General features: G+C 64.1%; 22 protein-coding genes and 1 pseudogene. 20 read left to right on the top strand and 3 right to left on the bottom strand.

Annotated elements, in window-relative coordinates; translation table 11 throughout:
• Window positions 1–70 precede the first annotated feature (70 nt).
• The 13 genes from VLR48_RS15435 to VLR48_RS15375 all read left to right on the top strand — a co-directional run bounded on the left by VLR48_RS15435 (window position 71) and on the right by VLR48_RS15375 (window position 11,189).
• Window positions 71–469: a hypothetical protein gene (locus VLR48_RS15435; protein ID WP_325292647.1), complete on the top strand. Its 399-nt coding sequence runs from the start codon at window positions 71–73 to the stop codon at window positions 467–469.
• A gap of 123 nt (window positions 470–592) precedes the next feature.
• Entirely contained in the window at window positions 593–1,636 is a 1,044-nt protein-coding gene (locus VLR48_RS15430; protein WP_325292646.1) for a PstS family phosphate ABC transporter substrate-binding protein, read from the top strand.
• Between the two features lie 100 nt (window positions 1,637–1,736).
• A complete protein-coding gene (pstC, locus tag VLR48_RS15425; RefSeq protein WP_325292645.1) occupies window positions 1,737–3,128 on the top strand; it encodes a phosphate ABC transporter permease subunit PstC in 1,392 nt (463 codons plus the stop codon).
• Window positions 3,121–4,428, top strand: coding sequence for a phosphate ABC transporter permease PstA (pstA, locus tag VLR48_RS15420; protein WP_325292644.1), 1,308 nt, complete (start codon window positions 3,121–3,123; stop codon window positions 4,426–4,428). Before pstC ends, pstA begins: the two co-directional genes overlap by 8 nt.
• Before the next feature lie 64 nt (window positions 4,429–4,492).
• A complete protein-coding gene (gene pstB, locus VLR48_RS15415; RefSeq protein ID WP_325292643.1) occupies window positions 4,493–5,356 on the top strand; it encodes a phosphate ABC transporter ATP-binding protein PstB in 864 nt (287 codons plus the stop codon).
• Window positions 5,356–6,120 (top strand): phosphate signaling complex protein PhoU, encoded by a 765-nt coding sequence (gene phoU, locus VLR48_RS15410; protein WP_325292642.1) that lies wholly within the window; start codon window positions 5,356–5,358, stop codon window positions 6,118–6,120. Before pstB ends, phoU begins: the two co-directional genes overlap by 1 nt.
• 93 nt (window positions 6,121–6,213) lie before the next feature.
• A complete protein-coding gene (locus VLR48_RS15405) occupies window positions 6,214–6,501 on the top strand; it encodes a ferritin-like domain-containing protein (protein ID WP_325292641.1) in 288 nt (95 codons plus the stop codon).
• Window positions 6,502–6,712: 211 nt separating this feature from the next.
• The gene (locus VLR48_RS15400; protein WP_325292640.1) at window positions 6,713–7,015 is read left to right on the top strand and encodes a 4a-hydroxytetrahydrobiopterin dehydratase; all 303 of its coding nucleotides are present in this window, start codon (window positions 6,713–6,715) and stop codon (window positions 7,013–7,015) included.
• A 12-nt stretch (window positions 7,016–7,027) separates the two neighbouring features.
• Window positions 7,028–8,287: an ABC transporter permease gene (locus tag VLR48_RS15395; protein WP_325292639.1), complete on the top strand. Its 1,260-nt coding sequence runs from the start codon at window positions 7,028–7,030 to the stop codon at window positions 8,285–8,287.
• 62 nt (window positions 8,288–8,349) lie between these two features.
• On the top strand, window positions 8,350–8,931 hold the full coding sequence (locus tag VLR48_RS15390) for a DUF3299 domain-containing protein (protein ID WP_325292638.1): 582 nt from the start codon (window positions 8,350–8,352) through the stop codon (window positions 8,929–8,931).
• Between the two features lie 304 nt (window positions 8,932–9,235).
• Window positions 9,236–9,730 (top strand): 6-pyruvoyl trahydropterin synthase family protein, encoded by a 495-nt coding sequence (locus tag VLR48_RS15385; protein ID WP_325292637.1) that lies wholly within the window; start codon window positions 9,236–9,238, stop codon window positions 9,728–9,730.
• Entirely contained in the window at window positions 9,727–10,428 is a 702-nt protein-coding gene (locus tag VLR48_RS15380) for an SDR family oxidoreductase (protein ID WP_325292636.1), read from the top strand. Before VLR48_RS15385 ends, VLR48_RS15380 begins: the two co-directional genes overlap by 4 nt.
• Window positions 10,429–10,433: 5 nt before the next feature.
• Window positions 10,434–11,189 (top strand): SDR family oxidoreductase, encoded by a 756-nt coding sequence (locus VLR48_RS15375; protein ID WP_325292635.1) that lies wholly within the window; start codon window positions 10,434–10,436, stop codon window positions 11,187–11,189.
• 145 nt (window positions 11,190–11,334) lie between these two features.
• On the opposite strand, the gene VLR48_RS15370 is transcribed toward VLR48_RS15375, so the two are convergent.
• Together VLR48_RS15370 and VLR48_RS15365 are read right to left on the bottom strand one after the other, a co-directional pair.
• Entirely contained in the window at window positions 11,335–11,754 is a 420-nt protein-coding gene (locus VLR48_RS15370) for an SCP2 sterol-binding domain-containing protein (RefSeq protein WP_093037377.1), read from the bottom strand.
• A gap of 173 nt (window positions 11,755–11,927) precedes the next feature.
• On the bottom strand, window positions 11,928–13,451 hold the full coding sequence (locus tag VLR48_RS15365; protein ID WP_325292634.1) for a Ppx/GppA phosphatase family protein: 1,524 nt from the start codon (window positions 13,449–13,451) through the stop codon (window positions 11,928–11,930).
• 177 nt (window positions 13,452–13,628) lie between these two features.
• On the opposite strand from VLR48_RS15365, the gene recQ reads away from it, so the two are divergent.
• On the top strand, window positions 13,629–15,833 hold the full coding sequence (gene recQ / locus VLR48_RS15360; RefSeq protein ID WP_325292633.1) for a DNA helicase RecQ: 2,205 nt from the start codon (window positions 13,629–13,631) through the stop codon (window positions 15,831–15,833).
• 54 nt (window positions 15,834–15,887) lie between these two features.
• Window positions 15,888–16,257 (top strand): annotated as a pseudogene (locus tag VLR48_RS15355) (hypothetical protein); the annotation flags it as partial.
• 757 nt (window positions 16,258–17,014) lie between these two features.
• Here the strand turns inward: VLR48_RS15355 and metH are convergent.
• On the bottom strand, window positions 17,015–19,654 hold the full coding sequence (gene metH / locus VLR48_RS15350) for a methionine synthase (protein ID WP_325292632.1): 2,640 nt from the start codon (window positions 19,652–19,654) through the stop codon (window positions 17,015–17,017).
• 511 nt (window positions 19,655–20,165) lie between these two features.
• On the opposite strand from metH, the gene VLR48_RS15345 reads away from it, so the two are divergent.
• The 5 genes from VLR48_RS15345 to VLR48_RS15325 all read left to right on the top strand — a co-directional run.
• Window positions 20,166–20,999 (top strand): PAS domain S-box protein, encoded by an 834-nt coding sequence (locus VLR48_RS15345; protein ID WP_325292631.1) that lies wholly within the window; start codon window positions 20,166–20,168, stop codon window positions 20,997–20,999.
• A 6-nt stretch (window positions 21,000–21,005) separates the two neighbouring features.
• Window positions 21,006–21,329 (top strand): sensor histidine kinase, encoded by a 324-nt coding sequence (locus VLR48_RS15340; RefSeq protein ID WP_325292654.1) that lies wholly within the window; start codon window positions 21,006–21,008, stop codon window positions 21,327–21,329.
• The gene (locus VLR48_RS15335; protein ID WP_325292630.1) at window positions 21,326–21,961 is read left to right on the top strand and encodes a response regulator transcription factor; all 636 of its coding nucleotides are present in this window, start codon (window positions 21,326–21,328) and stop codon (window positions 21,959–21,961) included. The genes VLR48_RS15340 and VLR48_RS15335 overlap by 4 nt, the downstream gene beginning before the upstream one ends.
• A 97-nt stretch (window positions 21,962–22,058) precedes the next feature.
• Complete coding sequence (locus tag VLR48_RS15330; protein WP_325292629.1) at window positions 22,059–22,772, top strand: DJ-1/PfpI family protein; 714 nt, start codon at window positions 22,059–22,061, stop codon at window positions 22,770–22,772.
• A 72-nt stretch (window positions 22,773–22,844) separates the two neighbouring features.
• Window positions 22,845–23,229 (top strand): ABC transporter substrate-binding protein (locus tag VLR48_RS15325; protein ID WP_325292628.1); only part of this gene is annotated, 385 nt, incomplete at its 3' end.

The raw sequence follows: 23,229 nt of genomic DNA, 5'->3' as shown, positions 1-23,229 counted from the left end.
GGGCTGTCGGCAAATCGGCGAATCATACCTGCAGTCGACCACCAAGCCCATCCGACGAAGGATTCATGATATGACTGATTTTGTGCGCCCGCGCTCGCCTTGCGGACCTGTGTTTCCGATCTTGCTCGGCGTTGCGCTGGCTGTCGGACCGCTCGGGAGTGTGCTCGCCGCCGGGGCACCCGTGCTCTGGGGCGCGGGCGTCAAGCCGTGCTCGGATTTTCTGGCCACCGCACCGGCGGATCCGAGCGCGCAGGCGCTCGCAGGCGAGGGCTATCGCCGCTATCAGGAGTGGCTGTCCGGGCTCGTGACCGGTTTGAATCTCGCAACCGGGGGCGACGTGCTGAAGGGCGCCGAGCTCGATGCCGCCATGATCCGAATTCGAGCCAACTGCGAGCGCCACCCGACCGACGACTTCTTCAACGCCGCCATGCGTTTGGTCCGATCGCTCGGCGAGCCGAACAAGAATTGACCCTCGCGTCGGCGGCGCTCGCCGCGGCGTCGTCATCGAATCGTCACATGAACTTCATACAATCGGCATGATGCAAGGTCACAATTCGGGCTCGCTTATCAACGCCCTCCCGGAGGTCATGTCATGAACAAGACTCTTATCGCCGCAGCGGTCACACTCGCCGCGGCTTCTCTTTCGACCCAGGCGATGGCCCGTGATTCCATCTGGATCGCCGGCTCCTCGACGGTCTTCCCCTTCTCCACCGCGGTCGCCGAGACCTTCGGTCGCGAGTCGTCCTTCCCCACGCCGAAGGTCGAGTCCCTGGGCACCGGCGGCGGATTCAAGCTCTTCTGCTCGGGCGTCGGTGTGGACAAGTCCGACATCAGTAATGCCTCGCGTGCGATTAAGCTGTCCGAGTTCGAGCAGTGCCAGGCCAACGGCGTGACGGAGATCACCGAAGTCAAGATCGGCTACGACGGCATCGCCATCGCGAACGCCAAAACCGGTCCGGACCTCGACATCAGCCTGGGCGAGCTTTGGATGGCCCTGGCGAAGGATGTCCCGAACGAGGACGGCAAGCTGGTCCCGAACCCCTACAAGAAGTGGAGCGAGATCAACAAGGATCTGCCCGATGTCGCCATCGAGGTCCTGGGTCCGCCGCCCACCTCCGGCACCCGCGACGCCTTCGTGGAGCTGGCGATGGAAGGCGGCTGCGACAGCTTCGATTCCGTGAAGGCGCTCAAGGACTCGGACAAGGACATGCACAAGGCAGTCTGTCACGGCATCCGTGAAGACGGCGCCTTCATCGAGGCCGGCGAGAACGACAACCTGATCGTCCAGAAGCTGATCGCCAACCCGAATGCGGTCGGGGTGTTCGGATTCAGCTTCCTCGACCAGAACGCCGACACGCTGCAAGGTGCGAAGATCGGCGGCGTAGAGCCCACCTTCGAGACCATCGGCGATGGCTCCTACCCGGTCTCGCGCTCGATCTACTTCTACGTCAAGAACGCTCATGTCGGCACCATTCCGGGCATCCAGGAATACGTGGCCGAGTTCACCAACGACAAGGCGTGGGGCCCCGACGGCTATCTGGCCGACAAGGGTCTGATTGCGCTGCCTGACGACATGCGCGCCAGCGTGGCCGAGCAGGCCAAGGCGCTCAAGCCGATGGCCGCGCCGGCCAAGTAGGACCGGGACGGGAGGACCCGGTGCTCGGGTCCGACATTCCCGATCGGTCAGCGGCCCCCCGGGCCGCTGACCCGTTTTCCGTCTTTGCGCAGTCCTGGTTATGCAAACATCGACCCTTTTGATCATCGTGCTCGGCTTGATGTCGCTGGCGTACTATGTCGGGCGCAAGCGTGCCATCACGAGTGCCGGCGGTGCGGGGCGGATCAGCACACTCCATTCGCTTCCGACCTACTACGGTCTCTATGCGGCACTTTGGGCCGGGATTCCGGCGATCCTGTTGATGGCGCTCTGGACGGCTTTCCAGGACGAGATCCTGGTGACTCTGGTCAAGGCCGAGCTGCCGGGGTCGATGCTCGAGGGGCTGTCGCCCGGAGCCGTCGGGCTCTTGGTGAACGACATCAAGAATCTGGCCTCGGGCGCAATCGTTTCGCGAGTGGCGACTCCGGAGATGCAGGCCGCCGCAGATCGCTTCTCGCTCTTCAGTCAGATCGCAGTCTGGTCGATGTGGCTCGGCGTCTTGGCGTTTGCCGTCGGCGGCATGGCCTTCGCTTGGGCCAGGACCAAGCCGCAGATGCGTGCGCGCAACCGCGTCGAATCCATCTTCATGGTCATCCTGGTGGTCTTCTCCTCGATCGCCATCTTGACCACCCTGGGGATCGTGCTCTCGGTCTTGTTCGAGTCCTTGCGGTTCTTCCAGGAAATCTCTCCGCTCGACTTCTTCTTCGGCACCCTCTGGAGCCCGCAGACAGCCCTGCGGGCCGACCAAGTCGGCGCCACGGGGGCCTTCGGTGCGGTGCCCCTCTTCACGGGGACCCTGATGGTGTCTGCCATCGCGATGCTGGTTGCGGTCCCGATCGGCCTGATGTCGGCAATCTATCTCTCGGAGTATGCGCCGAGAAAAGTACGGGCCTGGGCCAAGCCGGCACTCGAGGTGTTGGCCGGGGTGCCCACCGTGGTCTACGGATTCTTCGCCGCCTTGACCGTTGCACCCTTCATCCGCGAGCTCGGCATGTCCATGGGGTTCGACGTCGCCTCCGAGAGTGCGCTGGCTGCCGGTCTGGTCATGGGGGTCATGATCATCCCCTTCGTGTCATCCTTGTCCGAAGACGTCATCAATGCGGTCCCCCAGGCGATGCGGGACGGCTCCTATGCGCTCGGCGCTACCCAGTCGGAGACGATTCGCCGGGTGATCATCCCGGCCGCCTTGCCCGGGATCGTCGGCGGTGTCCTTTTGGCCGTCTCCCGTGCGATCGGCGAGACCATGATCGTGGTCATGGCGGCGGGGCTCGCAGCCAACCTCACCGCGAACCCGCTCGACAGCGTCACCACGGTGACCGTTCAGATCGTGACCCTGCTCACCGGCGACCAAGAGTTCGACAGCGCCAAGACCATGGCGGCCTTCGCCCTGGGTCTGACCCTCTTCGCGGTGACCTTGGTTCTCAACGTGATCGCCCTGCAGATCGTTCGCAAGTACCGAGAACAGTATGAGTAACAGCCACGCGGCCGGTGTGCCGCCGAAACGCACCATCGACGTCGTGAATGCGAGCCTGAAGCGGCGCTATGCCCGCGAGCGGCGATTCCGTCTGGTCGGTCTCGCCGCGGTGATCCTCGGGCTGACCTTCGTGGGATTGCTGTTCGCCGACATCATCGCGAAAGGTCACACGGCCTTCGTCCAGACCTACATCCAGCTCCCGGTGACCTTCGAGGCGGAGACGCTCGACCCCGCGGGGACGCGCGATCCCGAGACACTGGCGCGCGCCAATTATCAGGCCGTCATTCGGGATGCGCTGCGCAGCGAGTTCCCGGATGTGACCGACCGGCGTGCGACCCGAGCGCTCGGGTCCATGATCAGCGTGGGGGCGCCGTCGCACCTGCGTGACATGGTCCTGGCGAATCCGGATCTGATCGGCACCACCCGAGAGGTCTGGCTGCTCGCCGATGACGACATCGATATGCTGATGAAGGGTCATATCGATCGGAACCTTCCCGAGAGCGAGCGCCGCGTCAAGGATCAGACGGTCGGCTGGGTCGAGCAGCTCGAGTCTCAGGGGCGCATCGAGAAGCGCTTCAACACCATCTTCTTCACGACCGGGACCTCCCGCGAGCCCGAGCTGGCCGGTATCGCGGGGGCGCTGATGGGTTCTTTCTACACCTTGGCGTTGACCCTCCTCATCTCCTTCCCGATCGGTGTCGGCGCCGCCCTCTATCTCGAGGAGTTCGCGCCGAAGAATCGCTGGACCGATCTGATCGAGGTCAACATCAACAACCTCGCGGCGGTTCCCTCGATCGTCTTCGGGTTGCTCGGGCTTGCCGTCTTCATCTCGATCTTCGGCGTGCCGCGCTCCACACCCTTGGTCGCGGCGCTCGTGTTGTCGCTGATGACCCTCCCGACCATCATCATCGCCAGCCGGGCGGCACTGAAGTCGGTTCCACCGTCGATCCGCGAGGCGGCCTTAGGGGTCGGGGCCTCGCCGTTGCAGACGCAGATGCATCATGTGCTGCCCCTGGCGATGCCCGGCATGTTGACGGGAACCATCATCGGAATGGCTCAGGCATTGGGCGAGACAGCGCCGCTGCTGATGATCGGCATGATTGCCTTCATCGTGGACATTCCGAGTGGCTTCACCTCGCCGACGACGGTCCTGCCGGTTCAGATCTTCCTCTGGGCGGACAGTCCGGAACGCGCCTTCGTCGAGCGAACCTCGGCGGCGATCATGGTGCTGCTTGCCTTTCTGATCCTGATGAACCTGGGCGCTGTCCTGCTGCGGCGCCGGTTCGAGAGGCGCTGGTGAGTGCGTCTCGCAACATACTTGGCCCCGACGTCCTCGAGCGCCGGGTAAATACTTGAGGTCAGTTATGAGCACCACGGTTGATGATATGAGTCGACGTACCGGCGCGATGAGTTCGGCGGAGCTTGCCGGTGGGCGCGAGTCGCGGGTTACGGTCGGCGATGTGACCTGCGCCAATCCAAGAATGGTGTGTCGCGATGTGGATGTGTTCTACGGGAGCACGCAGGCGATCAAAGGCGTGAGCCTGGATATCGGCAAGAACGAGGTCGTCTCCATGATCGGCCCGTCGGGCTGCGGGAAATCGACCTTCCTGCGCTGCCTGAACCGAATGAACGACACGATCGACGGCTGTCGCGTCACCGGGTCCATCAAGCTCGATGGTCAGGACATCTACGATAAGGGGCTTGACCCGGTGCCGCTGCGCGCGCAGGTCGGGATGGTGTTCCAGAAGCCCAATCCCTTCCCCAAGTCGATTTACGAAAACGTCGCCTACGGGCCTCGTATCCACGGCCTCACCAACTCCAAGGCGGAGCTCGACGAGGTGATCGAGGAGAGCCTGCAAAAGGCCGGCCTCTGGAACGAGGTGAAGGACCGACTCGACAAGCCCGGCACGGGTTTGTCGGGCGGCCAGCAGCAACGTCTTTGCATTGCGAGGACCATCGCGGTCTCCCCCGAGGTGATCCTGATGGACGAGCCCTGCTCGGCGCTAGATCCGATCGCCACCGCCATCATCGAGGAGCTGATCGACGAGCTGCGGGCCAACTACAGCATCGCCATCGTCACCCACTCGATGCAGCAGGCCGCGCGCGTCTCGCAACGCACCGCCTATTTTCATCTCGGGGACCTGATCGAGGTCGGCGAGACCAATCAGATCTTCACCAACCCCAAGCACAGGTTGACCGAGGATTACATCACCGGGCGGTTCGGCTGATGGTCGGAGACAACAACGCCGCGTCTGCGGGCGACATCGCGGGCGGCCACACGGTTCGCCGCTACGACCAAGAGCTCGCGAAGCTGCGCGGGATCATCCTCGACATGGGGCAGCGGGTTATCGAGCAGACCCAAGCCGCCGTTGCCGCGGTGGTGGACGGCGAAGAGACGCAGGCGTACCGAGTTCTCGATCGCGAGCCTCAGATCGATTTTCTCTCGCTCGACGCGGACGAGGAGATCTTCCGGGTCATCGCCCGCCGTCAGCCGACCGCCGTGGATCTGCGCATCGTGCTCGCGCTCTCCCGGATCGCCGGCGACGTCGAGCGGGCAGGCGACAAGGCGGTGCGTATCGCGCGCCAGTCCTTGGCTCTACGTGAAAGCGGCATCGGCCAAGGCGGCATCCCGTCGGATGCACTCAAGGAGCTGCTCCGACGTCTCGACGACCATGCCTGCTGCATGTTCGAGCGCAGCATCCAGGCCGTCGCCGGGTTCGATGTGGAGCTTGCGCTCGGCGTCTTCGAAGACGAGCCGCGACTCTTCGACGCCTCCGACGAGGTACGCGACATCCTCGGCCAAGAGGATCTCGCCGGGTTCACGCCGCGCCAGATCGTCTGTCTCTTGACCAGCGCCCATGCCTTGGAGCGCATCGGCAACCACGCATCCAACATTGCGGAGCAGGTCATCTATGTGGCCGAGGGCAAGGACATTCGCTACCGCAATCGCGAGATCCTGATCGAGACCCTGCGCCGCGACCGCGCGTCCTAGGCCGCGGTTGTGTTTCGTCGCCGCACGCCCGACAATCGACGGGGTGCGGACGATGCGCACGACCGGTCAACCAAACGATTCGGAGAAGTGTCAATGGCGAACGAGGGCTACCACGAGCCGACCGAAGAACTGTCCGACGAGACCCGGGATATGCACCGGGCCATCATCTCGCTGATGGAGGAGCTCGAAGCGGTCGATTGGTACAACCAGCGGGTCGACGTCTGCAAGGACGAGGATCTAAAGGCGATCCTGGCGCACAATCGCGACGAGGAAAAGGAGCATGCGGCCATGGTGCTCGAATGGATCCGCCGCAAGGATCCGACCTTCGACAAGGAGTTGAAGGACTATCTCTTCACCGAGAAACAGATTGCCCATCACTAAACCGCTTTCGGGGTTCATGTCGGGGGCGGCGTGATCCACCCCTTTGGCGCGGCTACAAACCTTGGCTGTGACGCGGTTTAGGTGAGAAGAGCAGACATTTTCCTTTTGGATGTTGTCCACTTCCTGAACCGCGTCTGCTCAAACCCCCGGGGATGCTTATGAAGCCTGACAGATCCTCAAGCAGTCCATGTCGTGCCGGGCGCGGTTCAGTATGAGCCGCGCCAAGCTCGATGCCGAAGCGATCGCGAAGGCGCTCTCGGAGCTCAATGCCTCCGCCGCGTCGCCGTGGAACGTGGCCGAGGGTAAGTTGCGCAAGGCATTTCAATTCAGGGACTTCGTCGATGCGTTCGGCTTCATGAGTCGGGTAGCGCTGGTGGCCGAGTCGATGGATCATCACCCCGAGTGGCGCAACGTCTACAACCAAGTCGTCGTCGACCTCTCGACCCACGACGCGGGCGGGATCACCGTACTGGATTTCACGCTGGCGAGCCGGATCGAAGGCCTGAGCGGTTAGGCGCCCCGACGCGTGCCCATCCTGAGCTTGGCTTGGAAGAGCCTCCTCAATCGTCGTGGCACGGCGCTGCTGACGGTCCTCTCGATCGGTCTGAGCGTCGCGCTGCTTGTCGGCGTGGAGCGCCTGCGCACCGAGACGCGTGCGAGCTTCGCCAACACCATCTCGGGAACCGACTTGATCGTCGGCGCGCGGACCGGGCCGGTTCAGCTGCTGCTCTACGCGGTCTTTCGGATCGGTCACGCCACCAACAACATCTCTTGGGACTCCTACCAGGACATCGCGGCCCACACCCGTGTCGCCTGGTCCATCCCCATCTCTCTGGGTGACTCGCACCGCGGATATCCCGTCCTCGGCACCACACCGGCCTATTTCGAGCACTATCGCTACGGCCGCGGTCGCGCGCTCGTCCTGGCCGAGGGTGCGCCCTTCTCCGACCTTTACGACGCGGTGCTCGGGGCGGAGGTGGCCAAGGCGCTGGGCTACGGCTTGGGTGATTCCGTCGTGATTGCGCACGGTGCATCGGATGTCGCCTTCGCGCGGCATGACGACCATCCATTCCGGGTTGCCGGGATCCTTGCGCCGACCGGCACCCCGGTGGATCGCACGGTCCACGTGAGCCTGGAGGGGATCGAGGCGATCCATGTCGGCTGGGAAGGCGGGGCGCCCTTGCCGGGTCGGGTCGTGGATGCCGACGCGGCGCGTGCTATGAACCTTGCCCCCAAAACCATCACCGCGGCCTTGGTGGGTCTGACCTCGCGCATCTCGACCTTCCAGGTGCAGCGCTTCGTCAACGACTACCGAGCGGAGCCGCTCATGGCGATCCTGCCGGGCGTGGCGCTCGCCGAGCTGTGGGGTCTGATCGCGGTTGGCGAGCGGGCCTTGCTGCTGGTCTCGGGATTCGTCGTCGTCGTGGGTCTCTTCGGTCTCTTGACCGCGCTGCTGACGAGTCTCGGCGAACGCCGGCGCGAGATGGCGATCCTGCGCTCGGTGGGCGCGCGTCCGGGTCATGTCTTCTCGCTGATCCTGGGCGAGGCGCTCGCGCTGACCCTGTTCGGCATCCTCGTCGGCCTGGGTCTTCTTTACGCGGCCCTGCTGGTGGCCCAGCCGCTGATCCTCTCGGCGATGGGGATCTTCGTCGCTGTCGGAACACTCTCGGCTCATGAGATGATGTTGCTGGCGCTCGTCCTTGCCGCCGGATTCCTGGTCGGTCTGATTCCCGGTTATCGCGCGTATCGGTTGTCTTTGGCGGACGGGCTGTCGATTCGGGTGTAAGTGATCGATCCCTCGTGATAGAAGCTTTCCCGGCAATCTCCCCAATCCTCGAGAGTCCAACGATGCAACTGTTTGCACGGCTGTTCCCGGTCATCCTCGTCCTCTGGCTCGTGGGTTGCGGCGAAGAATCGGCCGGACCCGAGTCCGCGACCTCAAGCGCGGTGCAGGCCGAGGAGATCGATTGGGATCGCTTGATCCCGGTCGAGTGGCAGCCCGAGACCCTGCTCGAGGACTTCGACCTCGACGCGCTCGATGAGATGGACGACGACGATCCGCGCGCAACCGAGTTGATGGATAAGCTCATGGCCCTCTGGGCCGATGCCCCGGTCGTGGAGGAGCTGGATGGCCTCGTGATTCGTCTACCCGGCTTCGTCGTGCCCTTGGAGCTGGATGAGCGCAGGATGACCGAGTTCCTCTTGGTGCCCTACTACGGCGCCTGCATCCATGTTCCGCCGCCGCCTGCGAACCAGACCATCCATGTGGTTGCGCCCGAAGGTCGCGAGTATGTCGGCGAGCTGTTCGATACCGTCTGGGTGACGGGGACGCTTCGGGTGATCCGCACCAGCAGCGACCTGGCCGAAGCCGGCTACCGGATCGACGTGACCGAGATCGAGCCTTACGACGGCGAGGTGGAGCCCCTTTAAACCGCGCCTCCGCACGATTTGCACCGTTTTCCTTGAATCGGTCTCGCAGGAATCAACGGCGATTGCAGCCGGCGCGGTTTCAGTCCCTCAATTTTCTCCCTGAACCGCGTCGACTCCAACGTCGTTGGTGTCCTCGAACGGGCAAGTGGACTCGAGCATTATCCTGCACCGCGGACGCGGTTCAGCTTGGATTCGGTTGAGTGACCCCACATCCCCCAAGTGTCGGATAAGCGCGGCGAGCGATCGCGCCCTTCACCGACAGGTGCTCCGGTCCCGGGGCACGCGAGCAGCACCGGAGACGACCTTGGATACTGACACCCTGACCCGAATCGAGATCAGCAAGGAATATCTCAATTTCAGCGCCGGTCACTTCACCATCTTCTCCGCGACCGAACGGGAGAATCTCCATGGCCACAATTTTCGGATTCGCTGCAATGTGACGGCGCCGGTCGGGGCGGACGGCATGGCGTTCGATTACGTCATGCTCAAACGGGTGCTCAAGGCGCTTTGCGACGAGCTCGACGAACGCCTGCTTCTGCCGGAGCGCTCGCCGCACCTGCGCATCGAACGCAGCGACGGGATGGTGCTTGCCTGGTTCGGCGACGAGCGCTTGACCTTTCTGGAACGTGACGTGCTGCTCTTGCCCGTTCGAAACGTGACGATCGAGGAGCTGGCCGAGCTGCTGCTTGTACGCCTGCGCGTGCGACCCGAGCTGGTGGGCCGGGATCTACGCGTCATCGAGCTGGGTGTCTCGTCGGGCGACGGACAATGGGCCTTTTCGTCTTGGAGGACACCATGAATCTAGTTGTCGTCACCGGCGCGAGCTCGGGGATCGGTCGCGCCGTCGCGACCCGCTTCCTGTTGGAGGGCAGCGTCGTCGTCAATCTCTCGCGCCGCCCCTGCACGGAGCGTGGCGTGGAGAATCTGGCATGCGACCTTGCGCAGCCCGACGCCATCGATCGGATTGCCGCATCTCTCGGGACCTGGTTGGCCGATGCCGAGCGCATCTGCTTGGTCCACAACGCATCGATCATGCGTCGCGACAGCATCGACGCCTTGCCGAGCGATGATCTGCGGTCCGTGCTGGAGCTCAACCTGGTGGCCGCCAATGGTTTGAACCAATTGGTTCTGCCGCACATGGCCGCCGGGTCGAGCATCATCTACATCGGCTCGACCCTGGCGGAGAAGGCGGTTCCCGGCGTGGCGAGCTATGTGATCGCCAAGCATGCCCTGGCCGGGATGATGCGCTCCACCTGCCAAGACCTTGCCGGACGCGGGATCCACACCTGCATGATCTGCCCCGGTTTCACGGATACCGAGCAGATCCGCGCCATGATCGGCGGCGATCCGGACACGCTTGCTGCCTTGACGGGGATGTCGGCGTTCGATCGGCTGATCGAGCCCGAAGAGATCGCCGAAACCGTAGCCTTCGCGGCCCATGCCCCGGTGCTGAACGGAGCGCTTATTCATGCCAACCTCGGGCAGCGCGAGCGATGACCGCCATGGCGGCGCCGCGCATCGTCTGCATCAGCGGCGGGACATCCGGGATCGGAGCGGGCCTCGTCGGCGCCTTCATCGACGCCGGCGATCGCGTCGTGACCTTCGGGCGGGATCCGGACAAGGTCGCCGCGCTCGCCCGTCTGTGGGGTCGCGCCGTTGACTGCGGGAGCTTACGTCTGCTGGTAGGCGACGTGACGCATGCGGACTTCCGCGAGCGTCTGATCGCCGAAATCCGTGATGCGGACGGGCGACTGGATGTCTTGGTGAACAATGCCGGCGTGATTCTGAGCCAAGGCGATCTCGAGGAGACGGTCGATGCCTGGCGGACGACCCTGGAGGTTAACCTGATCGCGCCCTTCGCCCTGACACAAGGCTTTCTCGGCCTGCTCGAGAACAGTGCCGCCCCGGTCGTCATCAACATGTCGTCGGCCTGTGCGCAGCACCCCTTCGAGACCTGTACATCGACGAGCTACTCGGCCAGCAAGGCGGGTCTGGAGATGTTGACTCAGCGACTGGCGATGGCGCTGGGGTCGCGTGGCATTCGGGTGAACGCCGTAGCTCCGGGCGTGGTGGAGTCCCCGATGTGGGGAGGAGCGAGCGATCTGATTGACTCGACCGTCAAACGTCGTCACCGCCTACGCCAAGAGGCCGTCGAGCCGAGCGACGTGGCGCGTGCAGTCCTCTTCCTTGCGTCCGAGGACGCCCGCCGGATTACCGGCGCCTGCCTCAATGTCGATGCGGGATATGCGCTCGGTTGAACCGAAAACAGCCGTCATCAAGCCAAGACGCCAAGTGCAGGAAGATGTTTCAATCAACCTGAACCGCGTCCCGCCGAGCTCGTTGTTCGAGGCGACCTCGCAGTCACCTCGAAGCGATTGATGTCACTGCTGGCGCGGTTCAGGCTCAGCCGAGCTCGTCGGTGGGGATCTGCTGCATGAGCCCGAAGCTCTTCACGAAGGGATTGGCCATGCGCGGGTCCTTCAGCATCGCCTTGTAGTCACCTTCCTTGAACTTGAGCTTGCCGGTCATGAAGGCGGTGCCCATGCCGGCCATGCCGATGCCTTTCTCGACCCACTTGAGCCAGTCCTTGAGGTCGGCGCGCATGTCCCAGTTGGCCGGTGGATCCGTCTCCGACCAGGCGCCCGCACGCACGCATTCGCCCTTCTCGACGACGAAGACCCCGCGCGGGGTTTCCTCGTTCTTGAACCCACAATAGATGACCGAGTTGAAGTCGATCTCGGCCAGCTTGTCTTTGACCTCCGGCTCGGCGTTCCAGGCGTCCTTGAGATGGCTCATCCAATCGGCGGAAAAGAGTGCGGCCATTGTTGTTGTCCTCCAGTTTAGCGGCGTAGAAACCGCGCGCGATACCGCGGCGGCGGGGAAATTCCGTTTCGGGGTCCGCGGTGCCGAACCCCGTTGCGTCTACGATTTTACCAGGATAGGGAGAAAAGGATACGGGCCGGTACGCGGTTCCGTCCGGGACGAGACCGAGAGGCTCAACCGAAGCCCAGACGAATCCCGGCGGACGCGAGGCGCTCGGCCTCCTCTTCGAGCTCCAATCGCGTCAAGGGGTGATCGGCGAGCCAGTCGTCCGGGAAGCTCAGAACGAGGTTGTCGCCTTCGGTCGTCAGCGTCGGATCCGGTTTGCTTTCCGATGAGCGTCCGCGATGCAGCAGGACCGCCAGCCGCAGGATGATGCAGAGCCTGCGTGCTGTCTCCCCGGTTCCTTGGGGTAGGACTGCGAGCTCTTGGACGGGAAACTTCCGCCTGTGTCCGAGCACCAATACGGCGAGCAGCATTTGTTCCGGTCGCGTGAAGCCGGCGAGATCGGCATTGCGCAGCAGGTAGGCCCCGTGTTTCTGGTACTGGCTGTGGGCGACCATGACGCCGATCTCGTGGAGTCGTGCCGCCCACGCCAGCATGAGCCCGTGGTTGGGATCCTGCAGCGACCAGGGTGCGGCGAGACGGCGCAAGAGGGCCAAGGCCGTCGCCCGGACACGCTGGGCGTGGTCCTGATCGATCTGAAAGTGTCGGCCGAGGGTCTCGACGGTGCGCTCCCGGACATCCACGTGTTGGCTGCGCCCCATCATCTCGTAGATCAAGCCTTCACGCAGTGCGTATTCCGACACCTGCAGATGCTGGATCCCGAGTGTCTCGAAGACCGATCGCAGGACGGCGACACCGCCGGCGAAGACCGGCTTACGTTCCTCGGCCAGGCCCTTGAGCGTGATGGCTGAAATTCGGCCGGTTTCGACGAGCACCTCGCGTAGCCGCAGCAACGCCGTCGCGGAGATCCCGTCCTCGCACCAACCTTCGGCCGCCACGACCGCGGCGATGGATTTGATGGTCCCCGAGCTGCCGACCGCCGTCTGCCAGCCGGTGCGACGAAACAGCTCGCGCACGGGTCGTACCTCGAGCGCACCCGTGAGCTCGGCCTTTTCCATGGCGCGTGCGGTGATGCGCCCGTCGGCGAAATGGCGACGCGACATGTCGACGCAACCCATGTAGAGACTCTCGCGCAGGCGTGGCGAGAAACCGAGTCCGATGATGATCTCCGTGCTTCCGCCGCCGATGTCGACGACCAGACGACGCTCGGTCCCGGCGGCCAGGTCATGGGCGACGCCGAGATAGATCAGACGGGCCTCTTCGCGTCCCGCGATGACCTCGATGGGGTGGCCGAGCGCGGCCTCCGCACGGGGCAGAAAATCGCTGTCGGGCGCGAGCTGACGCAGTGTATTGGTCCCCACCGCACGCACGCTGCCGAGAGGGAATCCACGGAGCCTCTGGCCGAATCGCTCCAGACAGGCCAGCGCCCGCTCGGCGACCTGCGGGTCGAGCCGCTTGTCCTCGCCCAAGCCTTCGCCGAGCCGGACCATCTCCTTGAGGCGATCGGTGACCTGCATATGACCGTTGCCGATGCGGGCCACGATCATGTGAAAGCTGTTGGATCCGAGATCGACGGCTGCGACGACCTCTGGCAGCATGGTCTCGACGGCGGCCTGGACGGGATCTTCAATCATGGCAGGGTCCAACGCTGAACGGCGCGTAAATGGTACCAGAAGCCGGCGCTATCGCGGGTGTCGCCTGTCGATGTCGCCTGGGATGATCGAACGCGCAAGGGTAGAGGGTTGCGCGTACACGAATAGGTTAAAATGCGCATCGCAACCGATGCGGTTGCGATGGTGTGGAGTGACAGGATGAACGAGACGCCGCTTCAGGTTCTCAACCGCGTCTTCGGCTACGACCGTTTTCGCGGAGCCCAGGCCGAGATCATCGACCGGGTGATCGCCGGCGGAGACGCTCTGGTCCTGATGCCGACAGGCGGAGGCAAGTCGCTTTGTTATCAGATTCCTGCGCTGCTGCGGCCGGGCGTCGGCGTGGTGGTCTCGCCTCTGATCGCCTTGATGCAGGACCAGGTCGATGCGCTGCGACAGCTCGGCGTGCGGGCGGCCTTTCTGAACTCATCGCTGACACCGCAGGAGGCCCGGTCGGTCGAGGATGCGATGATCTCGGGCGATCTGGACCTGGTCTATGTCGCCCCCGAGCGTCTACTGACCGAGCGTTTCCTCGCGCTGTTGGATCGTGTCCAGGTTGGCCTGTTCGCGATCGACGAGGCCCATTGCGTCTCTCAGTGGGGCCATGATTTCCGCCCCGAATACATCCAGCTCCACCTGCTGCACGAGCGCTGGCCTCAGATCCCGCGCGTCGCACTCACCGCGACCGCCGATGCGCCGACCCGTGCAGAGATCCTGACCCGCCTGGGTCTGGAGCAGGCCGGGCAGTTCGTTTCCAGCTTCGACCGACCGAACATCCGCTATCGCATCGTCGAGAAGGCGAGCCCGCGTCAGCAGCTCATCGCCTTTCTGCGCAACGAGCATCGCGGCGATGCGGGCATCGTGTACTGCTTGTCGCGGCGCAAGGTCGAGGAGACGGCGACCTATCTCGCTACCCAGGGCATTGCCGCGCTCCCCTATCACGCAGGGCTCCCGGCCGAGACCCGCCGCAAGCATCAGGCCCGATTCCTGCGCGAGGAGGGTGTGGTCATCGTCGCGACCATCGCCTTCGGGATGGGGATCGACAAGCCGGACGTGCGCTTCGTCGCCCATCTGGACCTGCCCAAAAGCCTGGAGGCCTACTATCAGGAGACCGGACGCGCCGGGCGGGACGGTCAGGCCGCGGATGCCTGGATGACCTACGGTCTGGGCGACGTGGTGATGCTGCGTCGCATGATCGAGGACTCCGAGGCCGAGGAGCGCTTCAAGCGCGTGGAGATGCAGAAGCTCGACAGCATGCTCGGCTTCTGCGAGACCACCGAATGTCGGCGCCAGGTTCTGCTCAACTACTTCGGCGAGCCCCTGCCCAAACCCTGCGGCAATTGCGACACCTGCCTGGAGCCGGTCGCCACCTGGGACGGAACGCAGGCGGCGCAGAAGGCCCTCTCCTGCATCTATCGTACGGGCCAGCGTTTCGGCAGCAGCTATCTGGTGGATGTCCTGCTCGGCAAGGCCAACGAGCGCATCCGCCGCTTCGGGCATGACCAGGTCACGACCTTCGGCATCGGCCAAGAGCTCGCCGCGGATCAATGGAAGTCGGTCTATCGCCAGCTCGTCGCGGCCGGGTTCATCAGGGTCGATTTCGAAGGACACGGCGCGCTGTGCCTGACCGAGCAGAGCCGCCCCCTGCTGCGCGGGGAGCGCACGCTTCGACTGCGCCAAGACCCGGACCGCAAGAAGTCGACCGGAGCGGGTCGCAAACCCGCCGCGGAGCCGCCGAGCGATCCCGAAGCGCTCGCCTTGTGGGAGGCCCTGCGCGACTACCGGCGCCAACTCGCCCTGGAGCAGGATGTTCCGGCCTATGTCATCTTCGGCGATGCGACCCTGCGCGAGATCCTGACCTACCGACCGCGCGATCGCGACGAGCTGAGCCGGATCAGCGGCGTCGGTCAGGCCAAGCTCGAGCGCTTCGGCGATGGCTTTCTGAAGCTGCTCGCCACGCACGCGGCCGACCACGGCCGACCCTCGACGGTGCCGAAGCTGCCGGTCGCGAGACCCGCCTCGGTCGGTGCACGCATCCGCGAGTCCGGATTGAACGACACCATGCGAGAAACCCTGGAGCTCTTTCGCTCCGGCCGAAGCGTCGAGGCGATCGCCGAGCAGCGTGCCTTGAAGCTCAGCACCGTCTACACGCACTTGGAGCGGTGCATCGAGGATGGGCAAGTCGCCGTGAAGGATGTCGTGCGCCTCGATCATGAGACCGTCCGGGCGATCGAATTCGCCATCGAGCGACTGCCGGAGAACGCGCTCATGAGCCTCAAACCCATCTACGAAGCCTTCGAAGGCCGCTACGATTACGGCCTGCTGCGATGCGTGCGAGCCGGGATGGGGATCTCGGCCGGGGATTGATCCGCGTCTGCTCGGTCTATAATCGCACCCGTGTAGGATCCAGCGGAGTCCGCCATGAGCTTGACCCGGGAAGACATCGATTTCATCAAATCCAACATGGCCGTTTGGCTTGCCGAGCAGAGTCTCGGCAAGCCACCGGCCGTCTACGAGATCGAGCTGCGCGAGCGCATGGTGCGCGTCGAGGAGGAGCTCAAGCACCAACGCGAGCTGATGCGTCAGGGTTTCGAGCAGATGGACAAGCACTTCGAGGCGATGCAGGCCAACATGGACAAGCGTGTGGAGCAGGTCGAGAGACGCGTCGAGACGCTTCGAGCAGATCGATAAACGCTTCGACGAGATGATCCGCCGCCACGACCGCCAGTTCTTGTGGCTGATCGGGTTCATCACCACGGTCGGCGGCCTGGTTATTACCGCCGGCAAGCTGTGGTCGTTTGCCTTGCGCCGAACCTTTGTCCTGCATCGGATACCGAAAGCGGCCGATAAGTCATCCGATACCAGCGTAATCTTGGCGAGACCGAGACGATTTCCGGGAATCTTCATCCCGGCTGCGTGTGGCTGCAAGACCTGTCCTGATTAGAAAGAATCGTCCGCCAGGCTCACGGAATAAGCCACCGATCGGCGCAGACTGCTCCCTCATCCACCGTCGGACGGAGCCTGCCATGGCCATGAATCGAACCCGGTGGTATCCGGCTGCCCCAACGGGGCTCACCACGCGAGCCCGGGGCAACGCCCCGGGACCACGACCCCCATCCTAAGCCCTGAAGGGGCGGCCCAACGCTTTGATATATCGATCTTAGGCGCGCGTTTTGGGAAAGGGCCGAACGGTGCAAAACGCCCCAGCCCCAGCAGCATCTTTAATCCGCCCTTTCAGGGCTAAAGGGTTTTGGTTGATTGAAACCCGGGGCGCTGCCCCGGGCTGACATCGGTCGCGCCGTTGGCGCTCGACACAAACTCGACACAAACGGCCGGAACAAGGCTCGCCAGGCTCGTTCTCAAGGGTTTTGATTACTTGATACTTGCGGCCCTCTCCTCAATCGTGGCTTCGGCGCTTAGCTGAATCTCCTTACCAATCAGGAGACCTGTAGGGGCGAATACATTCGCCCCTACAGGTTGGTCGGTGGTTTACAAGAAATCGCCTTAATCGCTACCCCTATTCGGGGGCTTGTCTTTATTTTCGCTTGTCAGTCCGCTTCGTATGCCAAATTCGGCGCCAGCCAGCGCTCGATTTCGGGCAGCGGCATGCCTTTGCGCTCGGCGTAGTCGGCGACCTGATCGCGGGCGAGTTTGCCGACGGCGAAATAACGGCTGTCGGGGTGCGAGAAATAGAGCCCGCTGACCGCGGCGGTCGGGACCATCGCCTTGGACTCGGTCAGCCAGATCCCGGTATTGCGCTCGGCATCCAGTGCCTGCCAAAGCAGATCCTTCTCGGTGTGGTCGGGGGACGCCGGATAGCCCATGGCGGGGCGGATGCCTTGGTAGCGCTCCTCGATCAGGTCTTCGTTGCTTAGATCCTCGTCCGAGGCATAGCGCCAGTGGCGGGTGCGCACCCGCGCGTGGAGCATCTCGGCCAGTGCCTCGGCGAGACGGTCGGCGATGGCCTTGAGCATGATGGCGGAGTAATCGTCGTGGTCGGCCTCGAAGGCGGCGACCCGTTCATCGATCCCGATCCCGGTGGTGCAGGCGAAGCCGCCGACATAATCCGGGATGCCGGTCTCGGCCGGAGCGATATAGTCGGCCAGGCACTCGTTGTACTTACCGGGCGGCTGTTTGCCCTGCTTGCGCAGACAGTGGAAGGTGAGCAGGGTCTCGCTACGGCTCTCGTCGGTGTAGACCGCGATGTCGTCGCCGACCGCGTTTGCGGGGAAGAGACCGATGACGGCGGCGGCGCCGAGCCACTTCTCGGTGATGATCTGGTGGAGCATCGCCTTGGCGTCGTCGAAGAGCTTGCGGGCCTCGACGCCCTTCTCGGGGTCATCGAGGATCTGGGGATAGCGCCCGCGCAGCTCCCAGGCGTGGAAAAAGAAGGTCCAATCGATGTAGGCCGCGATCTCCTCGAGCGGGATGTCGCGGAAGGTCTGCACACCCGGCTCGGCGGGGACCGGAGGCTGATAGTGCTCCCAGTCGATCGGCGTGCGGTTGGCTTGTGCCTTGGGCAGCGGCACCAGGTCGCGGGCCTCGTCACGCGAGGCGCGGCGCTCGCGGATCTGAACGTATTCGGCCCTCACGCCGGCGACATACTTCTCCTTCATCTCCTTCGACAGCAGGCTGCCCGCTACGCCCACGGCGCGTGAGGCGTCCTTCACATGGATGACCGGATACGCATACTGCGGCTCGATCTTGACGGCCGTGTGCAGTTTCGAGGTCGTCGCACCGCCGATCAGCAGCGGGATGGTGAAGCCCTGGCGCTGCATCTCCTTGGCGACGTGGACCATCTCGTCGAGCGACGGGGTGATGAGACCGGACAGCCCGATGATGTCCGCATTCACCTCGCGGGCCTTTGCGAGGATGCGATCGGCCGGCACCATGACGCCCATGTCGATCACGTCGTAGCTGTTGCACTGGAGGACGATCCCGACGATGTTCTTGCCGATGTCGTGCACGTCGCCCTTCACCGTCGCCATGAGGATGCGGCCCTGGGTGTCGCCCTCGCACTTCTCCGCCTCCAGGAAGGGTTCCAGATAGGCGACGGACTTCTTCATGACGCGCGCCGATTTGACCACCTGCGGCAGGAACATCTTGCCTTCGCCGAAGAGGTCGCCGACCACGTTCATGCCGTCCATCAGCGGGCCTTCGATGACGTTGATGGGCGCGCCGAGCTTCTGGCGTGCCTCCTCGGTGTCCTCGACGATGAAGTCCGTGATGCCCTTGATGAGCGCATGCTCGATGCGCTTCTCCACCGTGGTTTCGCGCCAGGAGAGATCCTGCTTGTTCTCGATGCCCGAGCCATCGCCTTTGTACTTGGGGGCTAGATCGAGCAGCCGCTCGGTGGCGTCGGGGCGGCGATTGAGGATGACGTCCTCGACCGCATCACGAAGCTCCGCCGGAAGGTCGTCGTAGATCGCGAGCTGGCCGGCGTTGACGATGCCCATGTCCATCCCGGCCCGGATGGCGTGATAGAGAAAGACCGAGTGGATCGCCTCGCGCACCGGGTCGTTGCCGCGGAAGGAGAAGCTGACGTTGGAGACGCCGCCCGAGACCTTGGCGTAGGGCAGCTCGCGCTTGATGCGCCGGGTGGCTTCAATGAAGTCGACGGCGTAGTTGTTGTGCTCCTCGATGCCGGTGGCCACGGCGAAGATGTTCGGATCGAAGATGATGTCCTCGGGCGCGAAACCGATCTCCTCGACCAGGATGCGATAGGCGCGCGCGCAGATCTCGAACTTGCGGTCCTGCGTGTCGGCCTGCCCGACCTCGTCGAAGGCCATGATCACGGCCGCAGCGCCGTAGCGCTTGACCTTCTTCGCCTGCTCGCGGAAGGCCGCCTCGCCCTCCTTCATGCTGATCGAGTTGACGATGCATTTGCCCTGCACGCACTTGAGTCCGGCCTCGATCACCGACCATTTGGAGGAGTCGATCATGATCGGCACGCGCGCGATATCCGGCTCCGCGGCGATCAGATTCAGGAAGCGCACCATGGCCGCCTGCGAGTCCAGCATCGCCTCGTCCATGTTGATGTCGATGATCTGTGCGCCGTTCTCCACCTGCTGGCGCGCGACATCGAGCGCGGCGTCGAAGTTGCCGTCGAGGATGAGTCGCTTGAACTTGGCGGAGCCGGTGACGTTGGTGCGCTCGCCGATGTTGATGAAGGTGGCTTGTGGGGTCATGGCATCGATTCGCTGTGGCGGGGGGCGGTCGCATTGTGGCTTGGAGCCGTCGGACGCGAGCGCTCGGGCGGGCAGGATTCGTACATCATACGTGGCAATCTTCAGGATCGCGCGTGACCGCAACCAACCAGGAGGCATGTGCCTGCGCCACCGCAAGCCGGTCGAGCGTGTCGCGATGATGCTTTGGCACGCCGGGATCGGGCGTCAGACCGGAAACCTCGAGCCCATCCCTGTGACGAGGATGTTCCGGCCCTGGCTGGCCTGCTTGATGACCCCGGAGACGCGGGTCTCGCCGTCTGTTGCGTTTGGAATGGCATTCATCGCGGACGATTTCGCCGGTCAGACTATAAGGTTCGGGCCGAGAGTGAGCAAGTCCGTGCGGCCAGGGGTCCGGTACGCCGTTACGCGTGGGCGTGCGATGCGGCGAGGAATCCGCGTGGTCTCGGCATTGACTCGGGCGGGTCCCTTTTTTGCTTGGACGACACGCATCGCCGGGCCATCCTGTCTCCGTATGTTCGCGAATCTCCACCACCTCTCCCACCACGCGGCCTGGCGGCGCCAGCTCGAGATGTTGCTCGAGTCGGCCGGTGAAGGCATCTACGGCATCGACCTTGCCGGGCGCTGCATCTTCATCAACCGGGTCGGCGCCGAGCTGCTGGGTTACGAGCCCGACGAGGTGCTCGGGCGCCAGATGCACTATCTCATCCATCACTCGCACGGAAACGGTGCACGCATGCCGGTGGAGGACTGCCGGATCTTCAAAGCATTCAAAGAAGGTTGCAGTTGCCGGGTCGAGGACGAAGTCCTCTGGCGGCGCGACGGCAGTCCCTTTCCGGCCGAATATGCCTCCTACCCGATCCGCAACGGCGAGGAGGTCGTCGGCGCCGTCGTCACCTTCACCGACATCACCGAGCGCAAGCGCACCGAGGCGGCGCTCCGTGCCGCCCGCGCCGAGTTGGAGCGGCGCGTCGTCGAGCGGACCGCTGAGCTGTCTGCCGCGCACCTGCAACTGAGCCAGGCGCACGACGGACTTTTGCGCCTCTCGGCCCATCTCAACTCGGTCCGGGAAGAGGAGCGGGCACACATCGCACGCGAGATTCACGACGATCTGGGGGCCTCGCTGACCGCCATGCAGCTCGAGCTCAATTGGTTGCGGCAGCGCCTGAGCGATGACCCGCTGATCCGCCGCCATATCGACGCGGCGCTCGAGATCGGCGGCGGCGCCATGGACGCCCTGCGCCGCATCCTCAACGACCTGCGTCCCGGCGTTCTCGATCACCTGGGTCTCTGGGCCGCCCTGGAGTCCTTGCTGGAAGAGACCGAGGCCCGCTCGGGCCTCCGCTGAAGCTTCATCTGCCCCGCCGAGGTCGAGCGCTGCCGCCTGGGTCGGGATGCGGAGATCGCGGTCTACCGCATCGTCCAGGAGGTGCTGACCAACACCCAGCGTCATGCCGGAGCGCGGCGGGTCTGTCTCTCGACGGACGCGCAAGACCGCGATCTGCTGATCGAGATGTCCGACGACGGCCGCGGCATGCGGCTGCCGGCTCGGCCCATCAGTTTCGGATTGCTCGGGATGCATGAGCGGGCGCGTGCCATCGGGGGCGAGCTCGCCATCGCCAGTCACCCCGGCGAGGGCACCCGCGTGTCTTTGAGGCTGCGGGGCGTGCTCGCGTGATCAGGCTCCTCGTGGTCGACGACCACATGATCATCCGCCGGGGGCTTATCCAGATCCTGTCGGAGGAGCCCCGGATCGGCCCCATCCAGGAGGCATCCGATGGACCCGGGGCGCTGCGGATCCTGCGCGCGACCGCGGTCGATGTCATCCTGCTCGACATCGCCCTGGGCGACCGCGATGGGTTCGAGGCGTTGAAGCTCATCAGGAGCGAGTTCCCCAAGGTCGGGGTGATCATGCTCTCGGTCTATCCCGAATCGCAGTTCGGTGTGCGCGCAATCCGCGCCGGTGCCGGCGCCTATCTCAACAAGGGCTGCTCGCCCGAGGAGCTGCTCGGGGCCATCGCCAAGGTGGCCGCAGGCGGTGTCTTCATCACGCCGGGCATCGCCGAGATGCTCGCGCGCAGCGTCCGCGAGGACAGCACCCGCCCGCCCCACGAGAGCCTCTCCAACCGAGAGTTTCAGGTGCTCAACCTGCTCGTCCAGGGGCGATCCGTCTCCGAGATCGCCGAGCAGCTCGTCCTGTCCTCGAACACCATCTCGACCTATCGCAGCCGCGTCTTCGAGAAGCTCGGCATCCGGACCCTGGTCGAGCTGGTGACCTATGCCAATCGTCATGGTCTGCTCGAGCCCTGAGCCCTACCGAGCGACGACATCCCTGTAGTGATTTCACTACGACGAAATCATGGGTTTCGCGATACCGGGTGCGATCGTCGGTCCCGAGAATGGAACGATGGAAAAGCGCCGGAGACAGCATGCGATGCGCAAGGCCGGATTCAGACTCGGGGTCTACGTCTTCAAGGAGGCGGAGGTCATCGACTACGCCGCACCCTGCGGTGTGCTCTCGGTGGCACGACGGTCCGACCCCGAGATCGATGTCTTCCTGGTCGCCGAGACCCTGCGTCCTGTCCAGACCCAAGCCGGCATCACGGTCTTGCCCAATTACGGCTTCACCGACCGACCGGCGATGGACGCCTTCCTGATTCCGGGGGGATTCGGCACGCGTCAGGAGATGCATAACCGAAATCTGCACGACTTCATTCATGGGCTCCCGGACGCCTGTCTTCTCACGAGTGTCTGCACCGGCTCCTGGATCTACGCTTGTATGGGCCTGCTCGACGGACTGCCGGCCACCAACCGCAAGGAGCCCGATCGGATCGAGGCATCCCACCTCGGCAAGACGCCGATCGCCCGATTAGCCGAGCTTGCCCCGGCCTGTCGAATCAGTCACGCCCGCGTGGTCGATGCCGGACGCATCGTCACCGCAGGCGGCATCAGCTCGGGGATGGAGCTGGGATTCCATCTGCTGCGGCGCGCCGGATATGACGCCGCGTTCATCCAGGGCGTCGCTCGGGTCATGGAATATCAACGCGCCTACGCGCTTTACGAGCACGACATCGAGTACGCCAATCCACCGCTCGGCTCTCCCAAGCTGATCTCGGCCTAGAGCCGACAATTCCTTTCGCAACGCACGTCTGAGCTCCCCATCGGAATCCACTATCGGAACGAGGTACCACCCATGTCTCTGCCCAATCCCTTCGATCCGGACGTCAAACTGCACCGCGGCGGCTGCTCCTGCGGACATCATCGCAACCAGGCCGAGCATGATCGAGCCCATGCCCAAGACCAGCGGGAGCAGCAGGATCGGCTGGTGGAGGGCGCCGTCATGCGCGCGCTCTTCCCTCGGGATGCCGAGCGGCGTCGCTTTCTGAAGACGGTCGGGGCAGGGACGGCTCTGGCCGCGATCTCAAGCATCTTCCCGCTCGGGCTCGCGAAAGAGGTCTTCGCGGAGACCAACGGGCCACTCGAGAAGACCAAGCTGAGCGTCGGCTTCATCCCCATCACCTGCGCGACGCCCATCATCATGGCTCATCCATTGGGGTACTACTCGAAGTACGGGCTCG

The organism is Thiocapsa sp. (assembly GCF_035467215.1).
Taxonomy (GTDB): Bacteria; Pseudomonadota; Gammaproteobacteria; order Chromatiales; family Chromatiaceae; genus Thiocapsa.
Note: the sequence above shows the minus strand (reverse complement) of the source record. Positions and strands in the feature narration are given on the sequence as shown.

Bases quoted from the DNA above. Each gene is read 5' to 3' on its own strand.
- VLR48_RS15345 (WP_325292631.1), top strand. From the start codon at position 20,166: ATGTTCGCGAATCTCCACCACCTCTCCCACCACGCGGCCTGGCGGCGC.
- metH (WP_325292632.1), bottom strand. From the start codon at position 19,654: ATGACCCCACAAGCCACCTTCATCAACATCGGCGAGCGCACCAACGTC.
- VLR48_RS15430 (WP_325292646.1), top strand. From the start codon at position 593: ATGAACAAGACTCTTATCGCCGCAGCGGTCACACTCGCCGCGGCTTCT.
- recQ (WP_325292633.1), top strand. From the start codon at position 13,629: ATGAACGAGACGCCGCTTCAGGTTCTCAACCGCGTCTTCGGCTACGAC.
- pstC (WP_325292645.1), top strand. From the start codon at position 1,737: ATGCAAACATCGACCCTTTTGATCATCGTGCTCGGCTTGATGTCGCTG.
- VLR48_RS15330 (WP_325292629.1), top strand. From the start codon at position 22,059: ATGGAAAAGCGCCGGAGACAGCATGCGATGCGCAAGGCCGGATTCAGA.
- phoU (WP_325292642.1), top strand. From the start codon at position 5,356: ATGGTCGGAGACAACAACGCCGCGTCTGCGGGCGACATCGCGGGCGGC.
- VLR48_RS15390 (WP_325292638.1), top strand. From the start codon at position 8,350: ATGCAACTGTTTGCACGGCTGTTCCCGGTCATCCTCGTCCTCTGGCTC.
- VLR48_RS15400 (WP_325292640.1), top strand. From the start codon at position 6,713: ATGAGCCGCGCCAAGCTCGATGCCGAAGCGATCGCGAAGGCGCTCTCG.
- VLR48_RS15375 (WP_325292635.1), top strand. From the start codon at position 10,434: ATGGCGGCGCCGCGCATCGTCTGCATCAGCGGCGGGACATCCGGGATC.
- VLR48_RS15370 (WP_093037377.1), bottom strand. From the start codon at position 11,754: ATGGCCGCACTCTTTTCCGCCGATTGGATGAGCCATCTCAAGGACGCC.
- VLR48_RS15435 (WP_325292647.1), top strand. From the start codon at position 71: ATGACTGATTTTGTGCGCCCGCGCTCGCCTTGCGGACCTGTGTTTCCG.
- VLR48_RS15380 (WP_325292636.1), top strand. From the start codon at position 9,727: ATGAATCTAGTTGTCGTCACCGGCGCGAGCTCGGGGATCGGTCGCGCC.
- VLR48_RS15405 (WP_325292641.1), top strand. From the start codon at position 6,214: ATGGCGAACGAGGGCTACCACGAGCCGACCGAAGAACTGTCCGACGAG.
- VLR48_RS15365 (WP_325292634.1), bottom strand. From the start codon at position 13,451: ATGATTGAAGATCCCGTCCAGGCCGCCGTCGAGACCATGCTGCCAGAG.
- pstB (WP_325292643.1), top strand. From the start codon at position 4,493: ATGAGCACCACGGTTGATGATATGAGTCGACGTACCGGCGCGATGAGT.
- pstA (WP_325292644.1), top strand. From the start codon at position 3,121: ATGAGTAACAGCCACGCGGCCGGTGTGCCGCCGAAACGCACCATCGAC.